Below are 19,538 nucleotides of genomic sequence, written 5' to 3' on the forward strand. Positions count from 1 at the left end.
CAGGTGTGGGGGATCGGAGATCAGGGCGCGAACACCGCGCGCTCCCACCTGTCGCCGCCCGAGACCTGCGCGTGCGCGGCGGCGTCGGCCGCCGCGGCGCAGAGCTTGTCGAGGTCGTAGTCGGCGAGCGGTGCCGCTGCGACCCCGATGCTCGCAGAAAGGCGGATGGGGACGGACGACTGGTCGGTGAGCGTGCCGATCTGCTCGAGCAGTCGGGACAAGTAGCCCCGCACGGCCGTGTCGGGGCGCGGCAGGAGGACGAGGACCTGCGTCGGCGACACGACATGGACGTCGGCCTCGGGCGGCATGACGTCGCGGATGTCGCTCACGAAGCGCGCGGAGATGCGCTGGAAGGCCCGGCCGCTCGAGGCCTCGAGGAGCTCGGTCGGGTCGTCGAGGCGCACATCGATCAGCGACCACCAACGATCGTCGGCCTTCTTCGCGCGTGAGAGGCGGTCGCGCGCGATGCTGAAGAAGTCGACCGTCTGCTGGTGCTCGGGCTTCGGTGCGCCGCGGCGCACGAGGTAGAGCAGCGTGACGAGCGCGCAGACGAAGTAGAGCAGGGCGACGAGTTCGTTGAGGTCGTAGAGGTCCCTCATGTCGGACTCGGTCTGGCCGATCGCGCCCCGAGCGAGCCGCATCACGCCGTCGACCGCGACGACGACGGCCAGGCCCACGAAGCCGAACGAGACGACGAGCAGAGGCAGTGCCATCTCCCTCTCGGCCTTGCGAAGCCTCAGCAGCTCCCACGCGGTCAACCCTCCGGTCACGGCCGCCATGAAGAAGGCGAGGCGGAAGAGGGGACCGTAGACGGGGGTCTCCGCGGCGAGTCCCAAGGCGATGGTGAAGGCGCTGAACACGACGATCGTCGGGATCAGCATGATCGGCTCGCGCCCGCGTCGCGCACGCAGGCCGACCCACGTGTAGGCGGCGGCGCACAGGATCGGCCCGTGCGCCGCTCCCCGCAACGGCTCGGAACCGATCTGATCGGCCGCGACGAGCAGGTAGCAGCTGAGCATCGCCAGTGCGAAGCCCGCCGACCAGATGGATGCCGCGCGCCCGGGGAACGGCAAGAAGCCGAGGCCGATCATCATGATCGTGCAGGTGGTGGCGATCGCGACGAGGACGATCGTCACATCGATGTGCGTCATCGCTCGTCCCCCTCTTCGCGGCCTGCGGCGGGCAGACGGACCGTGACGGTCGTCCCGTGTCCGAGAGCGCTCTCCACCGTGATGCTACCCCCGTGGCTTTCGACGATCTCGCGTGCGATGCCCATGCCGAGCCCGGTGCCCGGCACGCCGCCTTCCTGCACGGTCTGCGCGCGGAAGTACGGGGTGAACACCCGCTCGACGTCGTCGGGCGACATGCCGATGCCCTCGTCGGCGACGGTCACGGCGCCCCAGCCGTCCTCATCGACGGCGGCCACGACGCGGAGCGTTCCCCGGTCGCTGTACTTGATCGCATTGCTGATGATGTTGTCGATGACCTGCCGCAGGCGGAACTCGTCGCCGTCGACCTCGATCGGGCCCGCCACGACGGCATCGATCGTCAGGGCGGAGGCGGATGCCGCCGGCTCGAACGCCTCGATCGATGCGGTGACCAGCTGGGCGACGTCGAAGCGCGCGCGGGGGTCGTCGGCATCCGTCGACTGCGTCAGCAGGCCCTGGATGAGGGTGAGCATGCGCTCGCTCGCGGACTCGATGACGTCGACGTGGTCGCGCTGCGCGGGGGTCAGCGGGTCGCCTTCGAGGAGGAGGTCGGCGTGCCCGAGGATCGCGGTCAGCGGGTTGCGCAGCTCGTGCGCGACGACCCGGGTGACGTGGGGGCGCTCGCGCTGGGCGTCGGCGACCGCTGTGAGGTCTTCCAGCTCGACGACGAAGGTCTCCTCTCCCAGGGAGTTCGCGCCGGCGGGGCGGATCGAGAGCCCGAGGGCGCGCCAGGTGCCGGTGCGGTCGAAGAGCCACAGCCGCTCACCCGAGACGGTCTCGCCGCGACCGGCGCGGGCGATCGCGGTCTCGGAGGGGGCCAGGGCGCGACCGCGGTAGCCGGTGTACTCGACGGCGCCGCCGACGGGGAAGCGGAGATCCTGCGTGTCGAGGGAGTAGAGCGACCGGTAGGCGGCGTTCGCCGAGACGATCTCGCCCCCGGGGGCGACCCGTGCGAGGGCGACGGAGATGGAGTCGAAGACCGCGTTCACGCGCTGTTCGGCGGACTGGACGCGGTGGACCGTGGTGGACAGACGGCGGGCCTGATTGCGCGCGAGGTCGCGGAACGCGCGGGTGCGCTGGGAGCCGACCGAGATGGTGATCGCGAGGAACGCCAACGCCAGCAGGATGATCAGCAGGTCGACGAGCACAGCGGCCGAGAAGTCCCAGTGGGACGGGTCGGCGAGGTTCATGAGCGCGACGGCGCTCAGCGAGGCGACGATCTCGATGGTGCCGTAGTACGTCGCGATCCACGCGATCGGGAACACCCACAGGTAGCCGAGGCTCGGCTGGCTGAGGCTCAGGAACCCGATGGCGACGATGTCGACGAGCGGCAGCACGAAGGCGGAGTGCTTCGAGGTGCGCGCCCACGGCGTGACGAGGGTCGTGATCGAGGCGATCACGACGACGAGGATGCCGAAGAGGTACCCCGGGGTCGCGAGGAGGCTGACGTCGAGGACGCCCACGGCGACGGTGATGGCCACGACGCTGAAGGTGAAGATCAGCTGCCACTGCCACACCGAACGCACACGGGTGCCGATCAGTTGACTGTCGGCCCAGCGGCTTTCGATCATCGGCATAAGGGCTCCGCCGCCAGTGTGGCACGGATCGCGCACGGGCGTCAGAAAGCGGTGTCTCCCGGAGCGAGCGCGGCACGCGCCGTCTTGACGAGGATGACGAAATCGCCGACGAGGGTCCAGTTCTCGACGTACGACAGGTCGAGGCGCACCGATTCCTCCCACGACAGCGACGACCTGCCGCTGACCTGCCACAGGCCCGTGATGCCGGGCTTCACGAGGAAGCGGCGGTGGACGTGGTCGGCGTAGAGCTCCACCTCTCGGGGGAGGGGCGGGCGCGGCCCGACGAGCGACATCGACCCGCCGATCACGTTGAACAGCTGGGGAAGCTCATCGAGGCTGAGCCGCCGCATGATGCGCCCGATGGGGGTGACCCGCGGATCGTGCTTCATCTTGAAGAGGACCGCATTGCCGGCATCCCGGTCCTGCTCCATCAGTGCGGCGAGCCGGTCTTCGGCGTCGGTCACCATCGAGCGGAACTTCAGCATCGTGAACTCGCGGCCGCCGTGGCCGACGCGCGTCTGTCGGAACAGCACGGGGCCCGGGCTCGAGAGCCGGATCGAGATGGCGAGGAAGGCGAGGAGCGGGCTGATGACGGCGACGCCGATCGAGGCGGCGCCCACGTCCATGACGCGCTTCAGGACGCGCTGGCCGCCGCTGAAGCGCGGCGTCTCGACGTGGAGCAGGGGCAGGCCGGCGACGGGCCTGCTGCTGATGCGGGGGCCGGCGATGTCGGCGATGCCGGGCGCGATGACGAGGTGCTGGCGCCCCGCTTCGAGGCCCCAGGAGATCTCCTTCACCTTGTCGGCGGGCAGCTCGTCGGTGCTCGTGATGACGACGGTGTCGGCAGAGGTCGCCGCCATCGCGTCGCCGAGCGCCGAGATCGATCCGATGATCGGGATGTCGGTGCCCTCGATCGTGTCGGCGACGGCGCCGCCGGGCACGCAGGCGCCGACGACGTAGTAGCCGGCGCTCGGCGTCCGCAGCAGCTCGTTGGCGATGTCGATGACCGAGCGCCGCGACCCGACGAGGAGCACGCGAGCCGAGAACGCGCCGCTGCGCCGCTGGGCGATGAGCCACTGGCGCCAGAGCCAGCGTTCGAACAGCAGGATGAGGATGCCGAGGGGCAGGCTGATCAGCAGGAAGCCCCGGGCGACCTCGGTCTGGGTGAGGAACGCGACGATCGCGATGACGCCGAAGAGCGTGACGCTGGAACGGGCGATGCGGGCGTACTCGGCCGAGCCGGCACCGATGACCCGGTGGTCGCGGGTGTCGGCGAGGCTGAGGGTGAGCATCCACAGGAGGATGAGGGCGGTCGAGAAGCCCCAGTACGAGACCTCGCCGGCCACGCGTCCCGCTTGGATCGCGAGGTCGGCCGCGCCGAGGCCGAACCAGGCGAGCTGCGTGCCGTAGACGACCCAGATGAGGACGAGCAGGTCGCTGATCCACAGCCGCCGCGCGTAGGTGCGGCGCCACCGTTTGACGGGTTCGTCGTGACGCGCGCCCGTCGCCTTCTCGTCACTGCCCGTAGATTTCGATGTCACCGTGATCGCCATCGTTTCGCCACTCCCCGCGAGACGTGAAACTCCCCGTGCGTGGAAGCTACCAGCAGCGTGTGACGTCCGTGTGTCCAACCCGTCATGCAACGCCACCGTCCGTCAGCGCCGGCAGGCGGAGCGCCGCCGAGACGCCGTGGCCCACGTCGGACGAGAGGGTGACGTCACCGCCGTTGCGGCGGGCGAGGTCGCGGGCGCTGCCGAGACCGAGGCCCAGTCCGCCCGCCCCGCGACCCTCGGCCTCGGGGCCGCGGTAGAACCGGTCGAAGGCGTGCTGCAGAGTCGTGGGCGACATCCCGGGGCCGTCGTCGGTGACGGTGATCCACACGTCGCCGTCGATGCGTGAGGCGGTGACGGCGATGGTGCCGTTCTCGGCGAAGGTGACGGCGTTCGAGACGAGGTAGGTCAGCGCGCGTTCGACGTCGATCGGGGCCGCGCGGGCGACGAGGCCGCTGGCCACCGTGACGATGGACGCGTGGCGGGCGGCGGCATCCGTCGCGAAGGCGGCCCTCACCCGCTCCATGAGGGGGTCGACGGCGACCGCGTCGGAGGTGCTCGCCTCCCGCGACTCGATGAGGCCGTCGACGAGCGTCGTCAGGCGGTCTGCACCGCGGCGGACCTTTGCGATCCACCCGCGCTGCCGGTCGTCGATGTCGGTGTCGAGCAGCAGGTCGGTGTAGCCGACGATGTTCGTGAGCGGCGTCCGCAGCTCGTGGCTGGTGGTGGTCGCGAAGTCCTCGCGCTGGCGCTGCAGTTCGAGCTGTGCGGCGAGGGCGGCGACGCGGGCGCGCTCGGCTTGGGCCACGTCTTCGGCAGCCTGCAGGGCGAGGGCCGCGTTCGCGCGGCTCTCGTAGCGCGCGACGGAGACGAGCAGCGTGAACACGCCCACCGTGCTCATGAAGATGACGAGGTCGACCGGGGCGATTCGGGACGCGGCGAGGTCGAAGCCGAACGAGCCGCCGGCGGTGAGGGCGAGCAGCAGCGCGGCGATGGAGATGATGAGCGATTGCAGGATCGCGGTGCGCAGGGGGAAGCGCAGGCACCCCGCGGCGAGGACGGCGAACACGAGGAAGCTCAGGTTGGTCGCTCCGCCGGGCCCGAAGGTCAGGAGCAGCGTGGGCACGGTCACGGCGGCGTGCACGGCGAGCTCACCGACCTGCGGGGTGCGGGTTTCCCTGGGCGGGACGACCGCCAGTGCGCCGATCAGCATCGTTGCGGAGCTGTGCGAGGCGAAGCCGACGATGGCGACGGGGAGGAACGACGAGCCGACCAGCAGGACGCCGGCCGTCGCGATCGTCAGCCCCAGCACCGCCGCTCCGACGAGGGATGCCGCGACGAACCGCACCGCACGCGTGAGGGTCGTGAGGCGGAAGCCGTCGTCGTGGCGTCCGAGCACCGAGAGGAGGACGGCGATCTCGATCGTGTTGCAGAACCCGTACAGCAACGCCACCGACCAAGGCCTGCCGACCAGGGCGTTGCTCGCCGAGGTGGCGACGAAGGTGGCGAGCAGGGCCCACCGCCGCTCGCCGGGCTTGGCTCGGAGCGCGAACCACGCGGAGGCGCCCGCGGCGGGCCACCACCAGGCGATCGGGAGGCCCGGCGCCTGCAGGGTCAGGCCGACCATGCCCAGCGCGATGATGACGACGGGGGTGGCGATCCAGAACCACCAGCGCCGCGACCGGGACGACGCCGGGGAAGGCGCCTTCCCCGCTGCGGTCGGAGTCGTCACGCGTACACCGTACAGCGCGTGTGTGTCGCGTATAGTCTCACGGAACAGTCGGTGTCTCGATCGACTAGCGAAAACAAGGTGGGTGCTCGGTGTCACGAGTCCTTGTGGTGGAAGACGACGTGGACGTCGCCTCGCTCCTGACCCACGTCCTCGCTTCCGTCGGACACGACGTCGAGGTGGCCCACGACGGCGGCGCCGGCCTCGCGTTGGCCTACGAGAAGCATCCCGACATGGTGATCCTCGACTGGATGATGCCCATCAAGACGGGCATCGAAGTGTGCTCGACGTTGCGGTCTGACCCGGAGTTCTCGTCGACGCGCATCATGATGCTGACGGCGCGTTCCTCTCCGCAGGATGTCGCCCAGGCGCAGGCGGCCGGTGTCGACGACTATGTCGTGAAGCCGTTCACGCCGCGTCAGCTGCGCGAGCGCGTGGCCACGCTGCTCCAGGCCGGCTGACTCATCCGGCCTGCTCGACCGGGACGGCGAACTCGCCTTCGAGGACGACCCGGTCGCCTCTCTGCCGCAGGGTGGTCCGCGCCCCTCGCGTGCCGATGCCCGTCACGTGCTCTCCGCCGGGCGCGCTGGTGAGGCGAAGGATGCCGGGGCTGCCGACGCGCACGCTGAGCTGATCGTCGACGCGCTCGATCGCGACCTCGGCCCACCGGGCGCCGGAGTGCTTGACCGCGTTCACGAGTCCCTCGTTGACGAGGCTGGTGATCGCCTCGCCGACGATCGCGTCGTCGAGGCTCGCGCGGGCGTCGTCGTGGATCGCGAGCGAGACGTCCATGACGACCGACCACGCGCGTACCAGGTCGTGGATGTCCTCGGCGTCGACTGCGGCCGGGGCATCCGCGGTGCTCACCTGGTCGAAGATCTCGTCGGTCTGCGCCCGGAAGGTGGCGAGCATTTGCTCGTCGGCGGGGTTCTCGTCGACGTGCGCGGCGAGGATCACGCACCGCCCCTGCAAGCGGCCGTGCAGCAGGTCGGTGGCGCGGCGCAGGGGGAGCTGCGCGGCATCCACCTCAGCGGCGAGGGTGCGCGCCGAGTCGAGCAGGACGGTCGTGGCGCGCTCCTCCTCGGCGCGGGCGCGGCGGTACGCGTCGACGGACACGCTGATGATGACGGCGACGAGGGGGACCGCGACGAGAGGCACGAGCCCGAGTGAACCGACGCTCGGGATGAGGGCGAACGAGAGCGCCATCACGCCGACGCCCACGGCCAGCCAGGTGGCGACGAAGACGGCGCCGCGCAGGCGTGGACGCAGCCGGCGGGTGGATCGGATGATCGCCGAGGCGACGAGGTCGAGCGCCGCGCACACGAGGATCGCGGTGAGGGCGACCGACGGTCCGCCGTGGGCGAGGCCGAACGGGAGCGTCGCGCCGACGTACGTGAGGCCCACTGTCAGCAGGGGGGTCCTGCCGAGTCGTCCGACGAGCGGGACGCGCTGGGCCTCGCCGACGCTGACGTCAGCGGGCGAGCGGGGTGTGGGGGCGGTGCGCACGGCGTCGAGCGCGTGCGACGCGGCCCGCACCCGGTCGGAGTACTCCCGGACCGCGTCGTAGGTCACCGGACGGCCCAGCAGATCGTCGCGCGATGCGCGCAGCTCGGCGACGAGACGGTCGCGCTCGGCGTCGCCGTCGGTACGCAGCCGATTCACCTCGGCGATGGCGGCGCGCATCTGGGCGCCGGCGAGCTGTAGGCGGGTCGTCGTCGCCCGCAGCCGACGCTGGTAGGTGATGGCCACCGCGCACGCCGTGAACAGGGCGACGCACGTGACGAGGTTGGTGGTGATGCGGTTCGGCCAATTGCCGCCGGTGGAGGTGCCGAAGACGAGGGTGCTGATGCCGTCGTTGAGGAAGGGACGGATGCCGGAGATCAGGACGATCGCTCCGATGATCGTCCACGCCCTCGCCGCCGGCCGCTCGAGGCGCCGCTCGGCCCAGGTCGCCGCGAAGCCGATCGCGATGAGCGGAGGCGAGCCGAGCGCCGCCACGGCGACGCCGCGGAGATAGCCGAGGAACGAGGGGTCGCCGACGCTGGGCACGCTCAGGAGGACTCCGACGGCGAGGGCGAGGATCAGCGACCAGCGGCTGAAGTACTCACCGCTGACGAACGTCGCGCCCAGCGTCCGCCAGACGCGTCGTACTCTTCCCATCAGCGTGTCGTGCTGAGGAGCTGATCTCCCACCCACACCCGCACGGTATCGCTCGTGAGGGCCAGGGCGACAGGTCCGGTGGCGTCGGTGGTGAGGCAGTCGATGGGTGCACTCTCGGGGGCGAGCGTCGCGACCTGGATGCCGTCGCAGTCGGGGCTCGTGGTGGCGCCGACGATGTCGCCGTCGAGCACATCGACGGCGACCACGCCGGTGCCGATCTCGGTGGTCTCGCCATCGGCCACGTCGTAGGCCGTGCCGTCGCAGATGAACGCCGCGGTGCCACTTGAGGTGCGAAGGCCCCACGGCTGCGCGCACGGGGCGTCGACGGTGGTGCCGTCGATGATCAGGCTGTCGCCGGTGATGTAGGCGGATGCCGGCAGCAGGTCGTCGTACGGCGACCAGAACGTGCCTTCGGTGAACGTGCGCAGAGCCTGGGTCTCGCAGTCGTCGCCGAGGTCGGCGACGAGGTCGGCCTGGGTTTCGGCGAACGGCGTCAGGGCGCGGATCTGCGTGATGTCGCGGTAGGTCGGGGTGACGTCGACCCACGTGTCACCGTCGTCATCCGATCGTTCGACGACGGGTGCCGGGCCGTCGCACCGGCCCGCGGTGGCACGCCACTTCATGTCGGCGTCGACGGCGAGGAACCGTTCGTCGGCGTCGGGCGGTGCGATCGCGGCGGGGCTCTCCGAGGGCGACGGCGAGGACGCCGGGGGAGTGAGACCGACAGTGGGTGCCGGACGGGACGCCGGGTCGACGCCGTCGCCCTGGCCGCGCTGCAGGGCCAGCACGACGAGGGCGCCGACGGCGACCGTCAGCGCGACGACGAGCAGCGCGACGACGACCGAGGGCAGCCCGCGTCGGACGGGCGGGCGGCGTGCCATGACTCAGCGGGCGGCGGCGTCGCCGGCATCCCGCGCGCCGCGACGCGAGTCGGTGCCGATCTCGCCGAAGGCGGGCGCCGTGTCGGGGACGACGGCGACGGGCGTCTTGCGCTTGCGGCCGCGGGCGGCCTTCGGCTGTTCCTGCGTGTAGCCGTAGGCACCGTACCCGTACCCATAGCCGTACCCGCTGTAGTACGAGTCGGGTCCGCGGGTGGGCACCATCGACATGACGAAGCCGGCGACCTTCGCGCCCACCGTGTGCAGGGCCTCGACGGCGCCTTCGAGCTGGTGGCGGGTGACTTTGCCGGCCGAGGCGACGAGAATGGCGCCGCTCGTGCCGCGCGCGAGGATCGCCGCGTCGGTGACGGGCAGCAGGGGCGGGGCGTCGCAGAGGACGACGTCGAAGTCGCGCTCGAGCACGTCGAGGAGGGTCGCCATCTGCTTCGATCCGAGCAGCTCGCTCGGGTTGGGCGGGATCTTGCCGGCGGGCAGGACGAACAGGCTGCGCCCGCCCCACGGCAGCATGACGTCGCCGACGCGGGTGCGGCCGATGAGGACGTCGGTCAGGCCGACGCCGCCCTCGATGCCGAGGTACTCGGCGACCTTGGGCTTGCGCAGGTCGGTGTCGAGCAGCGCGACCTTCTTGCCGGCGTCGGCGAGGGCGATCGCGAGGTTGATGGTCGTCGTCGACTTGCCCTCGCTCGGCACCGAGCTCGTGATGACGAAGCTCGCGCGGCCGCCCATGTCGAGGAACTGCAGGTTCGTGCGGAGGGCGCGGAACGACTCGGCGCGCGGGCTGAGCGGATCGGCGTGCACGATCAGCGGACGTTCCTTGGCCTTCGAGTCGAACGCGATCGCGCCGAGCGAGGGAGCGGACGTGATGGCCTCGGCATCCCGCGGGGTACGGACCTTGTTGTCGAGCACGGTGCGCAGGACCGCGATGCCGATGCCCAGGGCCAGGCCGACGAGCAGACCCAGCGCGAGGTTGAGCGGCACGTTGGGGCTGGCCGGCGAGAGGGCGGGCTGCGCGTCGCTGACGCGGGTGAGCCGGATCGGGCTGCCGCCTTCTTCGATCTGCGGCTCGATCTCGGGGACGACGGTCGACAGGCTCGCCGCGACCTGATTGGCGAGGTTCGCCGCGACCACCGGGTCGGGGTCGGATGCCGTGATCGTGATGATCGTGGTGTTGAGGGCCGACGACGCGGTGACCTGCTGCGCGAGGCTCTGCGCGGTGACGCCCAGGTCGAGCTCGGCGATCACCGGGTTGAGCACGATCGGGGTCGTCACGAGCCCGACGTACGTGTTGATGCGCGTCTGGGCGAAGTTGGCGCCCTGCTGGATGTCGGATGCCGTGCCGCCGGTCTGCGTCGAGACGGCGACGCTGCTCGACGACTCGTACACCGGGGTGCGCGTGAGCGAGTAGGCGGCTGCAGCGCCCAGACCCACCAGCGTCAGCACGACGATGACGAGCCAGTTCTTGCGGAGGACGCGGATGTAGTCGCTGAGCTCCATGGTGCCTCTCGTGCCTACGCCCGGCGGACGTGCGAACAATGCGGCTCAGTCTGCCACAGGGCTGTGTCGGGCAGATGACACGCGGCGGTCGTGCCGCGATCGGGGTGCGCCGGTCGCGTGGTCAGGCGTCGTAGTCGCCGATCCACCAGTCCGAGATCGCCGCCATCTCGGCGGCGACGGCCTGATGGCGCGGGTGCGCGCGAAACGCGGTGAAGGCGTCGACGTCGTCGAACGTGGCTTCTTCGACGATGACGCGGCCCTTGCGCTCGTCGGCCGACCGGGCGATCCGCCAGTCGACGATGCCGGGCAGGTCGGCGAGCGTGCGCAGCCGGTCGATCGCACCGGCGACGTCGTGCTCTTCGACGTGGTCGTAGATGCGGAAGAGTACGACGTGGCGGTACGCCATCGGGTTACTCGCGGATCGTGTCGACGTGGTCGCGGTACCAGGCGACAGTGCGCTCGAGGCCCTCTTGCAGGCTGATCTTCGCGGTCCAGCCGGCGTCGGCGAGCTTCGAGACGTCGAGGAGCTTCTGCGGGGTGCCGTCGGGCTTGGTGGTGTCCCATTCGGTGTCGCCGGTGAAGCCCGTGACGTCGGCGATGGTCTCGGCGATCTCGCGGATGGTGACGTCGCTGCCGGTGCCGACGTTGACCTGGTCGGGGCCGTCGTAGTGCTCCATCAGGTGCAGGACGGCGTCGGCCATGTCGTCGGAGTGCAGGAACTCGCGGCGGGGCGTGCCGGTGCCCCAGTTGGTCACGGCGTCGGCGCCGGTCTTGGCGGCATCGTCGTAGCGGCGGATGAGGGCGGGCAGCACGTGCGAGCCCTTCGGTGAGAAGTTGTCGTTCGGCCCGTAGAGGTTGGTCGGCATGGCGCTGATCCACGGAAGCCCGTACTGGCGGCGCACGGCCTGGGTGTGGAGGATGCCGGCGATCTTGGCGATCGCGTACGCGTCGTTCGTGGGCTCGAGGTGCCCGGTGAGCAGCGAGTCCTCCCGGATGGGCTGCTCGGCGAACTTCGGGTAGATGCAGGACGATCCGAGGAACGCGACGCGCTCGACATCCTGGGCGAGCGCCGCGTCGAGCACGTTGGTCTGGATCCGCATGTTGTCGGAGAGGAAGTCGACCGGGTAGGTGCTGTTGGCGAGGATGCCGCCGACCTTCGCCGCCGCGAGGACGATGTAGCGGGGCTTGATCTCGGCCATGTACGCGAACACGTCGTCGCGGTTCTTGAGGTCGAGCTCGGCGGAGGTCTTGCCGACGACGTGGGTGAAACCTTCGACTTCGAGCTTGCGGACGATCGCGGAGCCGACGAGGCCCCGGTGGCCGGCGACGTAGAACGTCGCATCGCGGTCGAGCGCGCCGGGCGTGTAGGTGACGCCGTCGACCGCGCCGGTCACGCGGTGCCCCACGAGGCGAGCTTCACGGTGTCGATCCATTCCGGACCCTTTTCGAGCGCTTCCACGTCGGCGTCAACCATGAGGGTCGCGAGTTCCTTCCCGTGGACGGTGGGAACCCAGCCGAGCTTGTCGGCGGCCTTCGACGGGTCGCCGATGAGCGCGTCGACCTCGGTGGGGCGCAGGTAGCGCTCGTCGAACTTGACGAACTCCTGCCAGTCGAGCCCGACGTGACCGAATGACGTCTCGAGGAAGTCCTTGATCGTGTAGCCGACCCCTGTGCCGAGGACGAAGTCCTCGGGCTCGTCGGCCTGCAGCATCCGCCACATGCCTTCGACGTACTCGGCGGCGTAGCCCCAGTCGCGGATGGATTCGAGGTTGCCGAGGTAGAGGTCCTTCTGCACGCCGGCTTTGATGCGGGCGACGGCGCGGGTGATCTTGCGGGTGACGAACGTCTCGCCGCGGCGGGGCGACTCGTGGTTGAAGAGGATGCCGTTGACAGCGAACATGTCGTACGCCTCGCGGTAGTTCTTCACGATCCAGTACGAGTAGAGCTTCGCAACGCCGTAGGGCGACCGCGGGTAGAACGGGGTGTCCTCGCCCTGCGGCGGGGGAGTGGCACCGAAGAGCTCCGAAGTGGATGCCTGGTAGAACCGCGTCTTGATTCCCGAGAGGCGGACGGCTTCGAGCAGGCGGATCGTGCCGGTGCCGGTCGTATCGGCGGTGTGCTCGGGCTCGTCGAACGAGACGCGCACGTGCGACTGGGCGGCGAGGTTGTACACCTCGTCGGGGTTGATCTCAGCCATCAGCGTGACCATGCGGGCACCGTCGCTGAGGTCGCCGTAGTGGAGGAACAGCTTCGCTGACGGGTCGTGCGGGTCGACGTACAGGTGGTTGATGCGGTGCGTGTTGAAGGTCGACGCGCGACGGATGAGTCCGTGCACCTCGTAACCCTTCCGCAGCAGCAGTTCGGCGAGATACGAGCCGTCCTGTCCGGTGATGCCGGTGATGAGAGCGCGCTTGGTCACGATGTGGTTCCCCCTGGGCTGAACGAGGCCGTCAGCTCGTCGATACGGCCGAACGCGGAGGCCGCGCACGGTCTCCATCGATGAGCGTTTGGAGAAGAGTAGCGAACGAGTCGATCGCGAATGTTTCGTCGAGGACCGTCTCGCGGTAACGCTTGCCGCTCTGACCGAGCTGCTCGGCGCGCTCGTGGTCGCGGCCGAGCTCGAGGCTCGCGTCGAGAAGGGACTGCGGGCTGGCCGCTGGGACGACGACGCCGGCTCCCGCCGCGCGGATCTCGTCGGCGGTGATGCCGTTCTTGTCGGTCGCGGCGATGACGGGGCGGCCGCTGGAGAAGTAGGACGTCAGCTTGCTGGGGACGGCCATCTCGCTGACGCCGGGGTACTCGTTGACGAGCAGGATGTCGGCCGCGGCGAGGGCGGCCGAGAACTCGGCATCCGGAAGGGGGTCGAGGAACTGGACGGTCGACACGCCTTCGGCAAGGGCCTTGAGGCGGTCGCGCTCGCCGCCGCCGCCCATGAGCACGAAGCGGATGGGGGCTCCCTGCGCCTCGGCGAGCCGGGCGGCGTCGATGACGTTGCCGAGGCCTTGTTTGATGCCCATGTTGCCGGCGTGGAGCACGACGACCTCGTTGCCCCAGCCGCGCGCGGCGCGCGCGACGCTGCGGTCGACGGGGGCGGAGGGGGCGAGGTGGGTCCAGTTGCGGACCACGTCGATGCGTTCAGGCGGAATGCCGTAGTCGTCGGCGACGCGGGCAGCAAAACGGTCGTGGATGACGACGACCCGGTCGGCGGTGGAGAGCAGCCACTTCTCGGTCATCTTGATGACCTTGCTGCTGAGGCCGCCGTCCTGGCCGGTCTCGCGCAGGCCAAGCCAATAGAGGTCCTGCACCCAGACGACGACAGGCGTCTTCTTGCGGAAGAGCCGCAGCCGGAACGCGGCGAGGGCCGAAGAGAAGAGGGCGGGCGAGACGAGCACGGCGGCGTCGCGACCACCCAGAGGTGCGAAGAGCAGACGCAGTCCGAAGCTGAGCTCAGAGAGCAACCGATGGATGCCGCTCGGCTTCGACGGCACGTAGTGGCGAACCCGCAGGGCGTCGACGCCGTCGAGATGTTCCCTCCGTGACCACTGCCCGTAACCTGCCGACACACGCCACTCCGGATAATGAGGATGCGTCGTGACCACGTGCGTCCGGTATCCCCGCCTCGACAAACCACGTGCCATGGCTCCGGTGTAGGGGGAGATGCCGGTCGGCTCGGGAGGGTAGTTCACTCCCAGTACAGTGACTGCGGGGGCGGGACGCGACATGTTCTCGACCCTAGCCGCGCGTCGGTTTCGGCCTGGTTTCGGAAGGTGGACGATGTCTGACATCCCGGTAATCGATCTCTCGAAGGCCCCTGGTGAGCGTGCGGCGTGGGATCGGCCGGCGTGGGTCGTCTACCTCTGGGCCGTGTGCGAGCTGTTGTTCGTCACGAACCCCTGGCAGATCAGCTCAGAGCTGCGGGTGCGGGTTCTGCGGGCCTTCGGCGCACAGATCGGGCGAGGCGTTGTCTTCCGGCCGCGGACCCGAGTGAAGTTCCCCTGGAAGCTGAGCATCGGGGATCGCTCGTGGATCGGTGAAGGCGTGTGGTTCCACAATCAGGACCAGGTCGACGTCGGGTCAGATGCCGTCATTTCGCAGGATGCATTCGTCACAACTGGCAGCCACAGGCACCGGTCGGACATGGCTCTCGTGACTAAGCCCGTGGCGATTGATGACGGTGCGTGGGTAACGAGTCGATGTGTGGTCCTGGGCGGGTCGAGGATCGGACGATCGGCTTTGATCCGGCCTCTCACGCTGGTGGACGGTGTCTCTGTGCCGCCAGGGGAAATCTGGGGCGGGAGCCCTATCGAGAAGTGCGGGACGCGCTTCGGGAACGGCGGCAACGTATGAAGAAGATCGACTTCCTCTCGGTGATCGTGCTGACGAAAAACGAGGAGGCTGGAATCGGCCACACTCTCGGCAGGCTCCGAGCCTTCGACGAGGTGGTGATCGTCGATTCCGATAGCGAAGACCGAACGGTAGACATCGCGGAGTCCGCCGGTGCGCGAGTCGTCCAGTTCCGCTGGGACGGGACATACCCGAAAAAGAAGCAGTGGGCGCTCGAGAACGCTGGCGTGCGAAATGATTGGGTCTTGCTCCTCGATGCAGATGAGTACCCGTCCGACGCGTTGATCGAAGAACTATCTGGCATGCAGGCTGTCCTCAGCAGCACTTCTTACTCGGCGTTCGATATTCACCTTTCATATCGCTTCGCGGGCAGGATTCTTCGCCACGGTCACGTCGTCACCAAGCGTTCACTGCTGCATAAAGACTTTGCGCGTTTCCCCGTGATCGATGACTTGAATGCTCCCGGTATTCGCGAGGTGGAAGGGCACTATCAGCCAGTCGCCGACCGCCGCATAGGTCAGCTGAAGGCTCGCCTGGTCCACGACGACCGTGATCCGGTGTCGAGTTGGTTCGCAAGGCACAATCGATATTCAGATTGGGAGGCGCACCTTTCACAGAACCGGAAGCTCCGTACAGAAATTGCGAGCAAGCGAACGGCGAAGGGTCGCGTATTTGACGCGGTGCCATTCAAGCCCGCGCTTTTCTTCGTTTACGCGTACGTCGTCCGGATGGGGTTCCGTGACGGGCGGGCGGGATTCGATTATGCGGTGGCGCTGTCGATGTACTACTGGCAGATCGGAGTGAAGAGTCGGGAACTTGCGGCGGCGCAGGGTGAGCGAATCCGTGTAATACAGTTGGCTAACACCCTGGATCGAGGGGACGGCGGTCCTGCGCATCACGCATTGGAAGTGAATATTGCACTGAATGCCGACGGGGTTGCGACGCAGTTGTTGGTGCGTCGGGCGTCGGGGGGCCTTTCCACGTTTGACGATGCGGTGGCGGCGAACCGCGCGCCAAAATACAAGCCGCTCGGGATGCTTTCGATCGCTGGCATTCGAACGGCTATCGCCTCGGATGTTTGGATCATCCACGGTTACTACCTTCCGTGGGTTCCGATCGTGGTTTTGATTGGTCGCTTCCTTCGTAAGGGCATCCTCCTCATGCCTCACGGATCACTAACCAGCTATCAAGAGCAGCGGTCGCGTTCCCAAAAGAGGGTCTTCAATAAACTGTTTGGGCGGCTGATTAATCGATCAGTCAAGTTTGTTGTCGCGACCCCTTCTGAGATGGCGGAAGCGGAGGGTCCCTCGCGAGAGATCGCTGTCGTGGGTGCTGGCGTGGAAGTGCCCGACCGTCTAGGTGACCGGGATGAAAGTGCATGGAGGTTGCTCACTCTGTCTCGAATCGCGTCGAAAAAGCGAATCGATCGTGCCATCGACGTTCATGCCGAGCTTGTTCGAAGGGGACGTCCGGTGCGTCTAACCATCGCGGGAGATGGTGGCTCCGACATCGTCCACGCGTTGCGAGAGAGGGCGAAGTCCTTGGGGGTCGCCTCCAGTGTGCAATTCGCAGGGCCCGTGTATGGCGCGGCCAAGACGGATCTTCTCCTGAACACGCATGTTCTCCTAGCTCCCAGCGAGGACGAAAACTTCGGGTTCGGTCCGGTCGAAGCCCTCGCCCACGGTGTCCCGGTCGTCGTGACTGATCAGGTCGCCTCAGTCGCATCCATTTCCTTGCCAGCTGGCTACGCCGCGTCTTTTGACGTGCAAGCGGCGGCCGACGCTGTTGAGAAACTCATGCAGGACCACGACGTAAGCTCGGCTGCGGCACGGTCATTTGTCCGCGAGCGATTCTCGTGGAATTCAGTTGCGCGGAAGTGGACTGAACAGATCGACCTGGTTTCATGAGGATCGGCCTCGTCGTATCGACCTTCTCCGACAACTCCGTTGGGAGAGCATTCGCGCTGTGGCTTATCGCGGAGCGGCTCGGCTGGGACAGCCAAGTGATCTCCACCCGTGGTGGAGAGATCTGGCGTCCGTTGCGGCACTCCCCATTCGCGGAGGCCTGTGTTCTCGCGGACGGCCTCGAAGGCAGGCCGACGTTGGCGGATGTAGCTGAGTCGCGTGATCTGTTGGTGGCGGTGAAGCCTCTGCCTGCATCTTTCGGTGAAGTCCTCAAGTTGCACAAGCTAACGAACGCCCGGGTTCTGCTCGATATTGACGATCCGGATCTAGAGGCGTGGATGTCCGTGCACAGCCGGTTGAGGCAGTTGGCGAAGGCTACTTTCAGGCCGCGTAATTACTGGCGGGCTTGGAAGTTGCGCCGTGCGTCGCGATCGTTCCCCAAGATCGTAAGTAATCCTGAATTGCAGCGCCTACACGGTGGCACGATAATTCCGCACGCGCGACTCGATTTCGGGGTGGGCGGCGCCCAGCGCGAAGCGCCTGTCCGTGTCGTCTTTGTCGGCACAGTTCGTGCTCATAAAGGGCTACCGCTGTTGCGAGCGGCCCTCTCTCGCGTGCAGGGTGAGGGGTTCGAACTGGTCATCACGGATGAGCCGCCGGAAGACGCTCAGCCGTGGGAGTCGTTTGTTGGAACAACAGATCTCGAAGCGGGACTTCGGCTAGTTCAAGGGGCCGACGTTGTTGTCATTCCAAGCACCGGTTCTGGAGGGATCTCGCGGCTGCAACTTCCCGCGAAGCTCATGGACGCAATGGTCGCGGGTAGGGCAGTAGTGGCTGCGGACCTCCCACCCATTCGGTGGGCGCTAGGGGGTTCAGGAGAACTTTTCCTGCCCGATGACGAAGACGCTCTGGTTGCAAGTCTCAGGTCGGTGCGGGAGAAAAGTCGTCGCAGTTCCATGGGTGAGATGGCTCGACAACGCGCACTCGCTGTCTTCGAAGTGTCTTCGGTGATGGATGACTTTCGACGAGCTTGCGAGGACGCCGTGGTGCGGGGGGCTAAGTAACTCTCGCGTGCACGGCACGAAAATACAGGCGCGTGGTTCGCTGTTTCTAGTCCGCAAGACCTGTACGCCGGGGTGGGACTGGTCGAATCAATTTCCTGTGCGGCGCGTGTGTGTTCGGAGAGTGATGAACTGAGTCAAAAGGACCGCCGATTCGGAAGTCAGTACTCCGATGAATGCGCCATCTGTTCCGAACCACAATGTGAGTAGTGGGATGGTCAAGATGCCCGAAGCAGCGCCAACCAGCGCGCTTGTCAGCAGTGCTCGGTCCCCCGAGATAACGACCAGGCCGAGACCACCGGTCGCTCGGCTTGTGCATACGACCAGAATGATCGCCCCGATCAGCAGCGCCTGAAAAGCTGTGACGCCGACAACCCCCGAAAATATGATGCTCAACAGGAGTGGTGAGCACAGAGCGAATACGAGGCCAACGAGGCCGCCGACGGCCGCGTTTGCTCCGATGGCCAGCTTTGCGCGTCGCCAGCGTTCTGCTGTCTCGGGCGGAGAGTTGACCCACCTCTGACTAATGCTGGGCACCGGCGCGAGACCAGTAAGCGTCATCCGCATCAGTCGATCTCCTGCTGCGTACGCGGCTGCCGTGCCGACAGACGCGACCGCTGTCACGATCACGACGGGTGATTGGGTGTAGACGCTACTCGCTATGCGCGCCAGAGCGATTTTCCGCTGTCGCCGGATGGCGTGCAGGACCCTCCGATGGGTTACGCCTCGGAAGGAAGCTCGGCCCGCGCGAATCTGCGCCAACGTTAGGCATTGAGTAATGAGGGCGGGGGCGACGACGGCGATCAGAGGGTAAAAGATCAGTGGCTGAGAGGCGTAGATCATGACTGCGGCGGTGGCTGCGCCAAGAGCTCGCGGAACCATCTCGATCGTTATGAGGCTCCATGGTCGGCCGAGGCCTATATATAGCCAACTCGGACTTAGGCCGATGAGGCTGGTGCCGATGGCCGTCAGCAGGGCCGTGACTTGGTGCCCAGGCGCCAGGTAGTAAGCAAGCAATGCTGCGGGCGGTGTTGCAACCAGCGCCGCAGCCGATCTTGTCATTAGAGCGGTTGCCCACACCCGCGGGAGCGCGCTCGGCGACGCGCGGGCGGCTCGGGCGGGCCCATTCCAGCCCCAGCCGAGTTCGATCACGGTTGATGCAATGGCGCCGATCGCCAGACCGACCGCTACGGCCGACCAACCAGTAGCTCCGTACATCGCGGTGATTGCGGGAATCGCTAGGAGAGGAGTGACCACCGAGAATGCGGGCACGAGAAAGAAGCCCATCACTGCTGAGATTCTCGACATCAACAGGCGCTCCCCTGATCCGAGCTTCTCGGCCACCACGATGTCGGCTGTGTTCTCAAGCGTAGCGACGACGTGAGGGGGATGCTGCTCGCGTATAGAGCTGGCGCCGTCTTCGTCGGGATCACGTCTTGCTCGACTTTCGGTCCGGCGCCGGGGTTACGCAAGCCAGCATCGCCGCCCGACTGCGACGAATTGAGGTGAGATGGGCACTTGAGCAGGTTCCGTAACGCGGCCATCAAATGAAGCCGGTTTCGGCGAGTGCGACTGTCCGTTCGGCCACTGCGATCGCCAGCCCTGGTTCAAC

General features: G+C 67.6%; 16 protein-coding genes. 4 read left to right on the forward strand and 12 right to left on the reverse strand.

Annotated features, from left to right (window positions below):
- Nucleotides 1-20 precede the first annotated feature (20 nt).
- The 4 genes from Q9S78_RS13990 to Q9S78_RS14005 all read right to left on the reverse strand — a co-directional run bounded on the left by Q9S78_RS13990 (nucleotide 21) and on the right by Q9S78_RS14005 (nucleotide 6,067).
- Nucleotides 21-1,151, reverse strand: coding sequence for a hypothetical protein (locus Q9S78_RS13990; RefSeq protein WP_311870789.1), 1,131 nt, complete (start codon nucleotides 1,149-1,151; stop codon nucleotides 21-23).
- Nucleotides 1,148-2,779 (reverse strand): sensor histidine kinase, encoded by a 1,632-nt coding sequence (locus tag Q9S78_RS13995; protein ID WP_311870791.1) that lies wholly within the window; start codon nucleotides 2,777-2,779, stop codon nucleotides 1,148-1,150. Before Q9S78_RS13995 ends, Q9S78_RS13990 begins: the two co-directional genes overlap by 4 nt.
- 47 nt (nucleotides 2,780-2,826) lie before the next feature.
- On the reverse strand, nucleotides 2,827-4,338 hold the full coding sequence (locus Q9S78_RS14000) for a sugar transferase (RefSeq protein ID WP_311870793.1): 1,512 nt from the start codon (nucleotides 4,336-4,338) through the stop codon (nucleotides 2,827-2,829).
- 82 nt (nucleotides 4,339-4,420) lie between these two features.
- Nucleotides 4,421-6,067: a sensor histidine kinase gene (locus tag Q9S78_RS14005; protein ID WP_311870795.1), complete on the reverse strand. Its 1,647-nt coding sequence runs from the start codon at nucleotides 6,065-6,067 to the stop codon at nucleotides 4,421-4,423.
- Nucleotides 6,068-6,186: 119 nt separating this feature from the next.
- Between Q9S78_RS14005 and Q9S78_RS14010 the strand changes: the two genes are divergently transcribed.
- Nucleotides 6,187-6,525, forward strand: a complete 339-nt coding sequence (locus Q9S78_RS14010; RefSeq protein WP_256335353.1) for a response regulator transcription factor — start codon at nucleotides 6,187-6,189, stop codon at nucleotides 6,523-6,525.
- Between the two features lies 1 nt (nucleotide 6,526).
- Here Q9S78_RS14010 and Q9S78_RS14015 read toward each other — a convergent pair whose 3' ends face one another.
- The 7 genes from Q9S78_RS14015 to Q9S78_RS14045 all read right to left on the reverse strand — a co-directional run bounded on the left by Q9S78_RS14015 (nucleotide 6,527) and on the right by Q9S78_RS14045 (nucleotide 14,339).
- Complete coding sequence (locus Q9S78_RS14015) at nucleotides 6,527-8,224, reverse strand: hypothetical protein (protein WP_311870797.1); 1,698 nt, start codon at nucleotides 8,222-8,224, stop codon at nucleotides 6,527-6,529.
- Entirely contained in the window at nucleotides 8,224-9,105 is an 882-nt protein-coding gene (locus Q9S78_RS14020) for a hypothetical protein (RefSeq protein ID WP_311870799.1), read from the reverse strand. The genes Q9S78_RS14015 and Q9S78_RS14020 overlap by 1 nt, the downstream gene beginning before the upstream one ends.
- A 3-nt stretch (nucleotides 9,106-9,108) precedes the next feature.
- Nucleotides 9,109-10,617 (reverse strand): tyrosine-protein kinase domain-containing protein, encoded by a 1,509-nt coding sequence (locus Q9S78_RS14025; protein WP_311870801.1) that lies wholly within the window; start codon nucleotides 10,615-10,617, stop codon nucleotides 9,109-9,111.
- 121 nt (nucleotides 10,618-10,738) lie between these two features.
- Nucleotides 10,739-11,023 carry a Dabb family protein gene (locus Q9S78_RS14030; RefSeq protein WP_311870802.1) on the reverse strand — a complete coding sequence of 95 codons (285 nt, stop codon included), beginning with the start codon at nucleotides 11,021-11,023 and terminating at the stop codon, nucleotides 10,739-10,741.
- Nucleotides 11,024-11,027: 4 nt separating this feature from the next.
- Entirely contained in the window at nucleotides 11,028-12,050 is a 1,023-nt protein-coding gene (locus Q9S78_RS14035; protein WP_311870803.1) for a GDP-L-fucose synthase family protein, read from the reverse strand.
- Nucleotides 12,008-13,036 carry a GDP-mannose 4,6-dehydratase gene (gene gmd, locus Q9S78_RS14040; RefSeq protein WP_311870805.1) on the reverse strand — a complete coding sequence of 343 codons (1,029 nt, stop codon included), beginning with the start codon at nucleotides 13,034-13,036 and terminating at the stop codon, nucleotides 12,008-12,010. Before gmd ends, Q9S78_RS14035 begins: the two co-directional genes overlap by 43 nt.
- A gap of 31 nt (nucleotides 13,037-13,067) precedes the next feature.
- Nucleotides 13,068-14,339 (reverse strand): glycosyltransferase, encoded by a 1,272-nt coding sequence (locus Q9S78_RS14045; protein ID WP_311870807.1) that lies wholly within the window; start codon nucleotides 14,337-14,339, stop codon nucleotides 13,068-13,070.
- Between the two features lie 52 nt (nucleotides 14,340-14,391).
- Between Q9S78_RS14045 and Q9S78_RS14050 the strand changes: the two genes are divergently transcribed.
- From Q9S78_RS14050 to Q9S78_RS14060, 3 genes are read left to right on the forward strand one after another with little or no spacing between them, the layout of a single operon-like run.
- A complete protein-coding gene (locus tag Q9S78_RS14050) occupies nucleotides 14,392-14,964 on the forward strand; it encodes an LbetaH domain-containing protein (RefSeq protein WP_311870809.1) in 573 nt (190 codons plus the stop codon).
- Nucleotides 14,961-16,868 carry a glycosyltransferase gene (locus tag Q9S78_RS14055; RefSeq protein WP_311870811.1) on the forward strand — a complete coding sequence of 636 codons (1,908 nt, stop codon included), beginning with the start codon at nucleotides 14,961-14,963 and terminating at the stop codon, nucleotides 16,866-16,868. The genes Q9S78_RS14050 and Q9S78_RS14055 overlap by 4 nt, the downstream gene beginning before the upstream one ends.
- Nucleotides 16,865-17,929: a glycosyltransferase gene (locus Q9S78_RS14060; protein WP_311859677.1), complete on the forward strand. Its 1,065-nt coding sequence runs from the start codon at nucleotides 16,865-16,867 to the stop codon at nucleotides 17,927-17,929. Before Q9S78_RS14055 ends, Q9S78_RS14060 begins: the two co-directional genes overlap by 4 nt.
- Nucleotides 17,930-18,016: 87 nt before the next feature.
- Here Q9S78_RS14060 and Q9S78_RS14065 read toward each other — a convergent pair whose 3' ends face one another.
- Nucleotides 18,017-19,270, reverse strand: coding sequence for a phosphatidylglycerol lysyltransferase domain-containing protein (locus Q9S78_RS14065; RefSeq protein WP_311870814.1), 1,254 nt, complete (start codon nucleotides 19,268-19,270; stop codon nucleotides 18,017-18,019).
- Between the last annotated feature and the right edge of the window lie 268 nt (nucleotides 19,271-19,538).

Source organism: Microbacterium aquilitoris (assembly GCF_031932285.1).
In the GTDB taxonomy this organism is placed as follows: domain Bacteria; phylum Actinomycetota; class Actinomycetes; order Actinomycetales; family Microbacteriaceae; genus Microbacterium; species Microbacterium aquilitoris.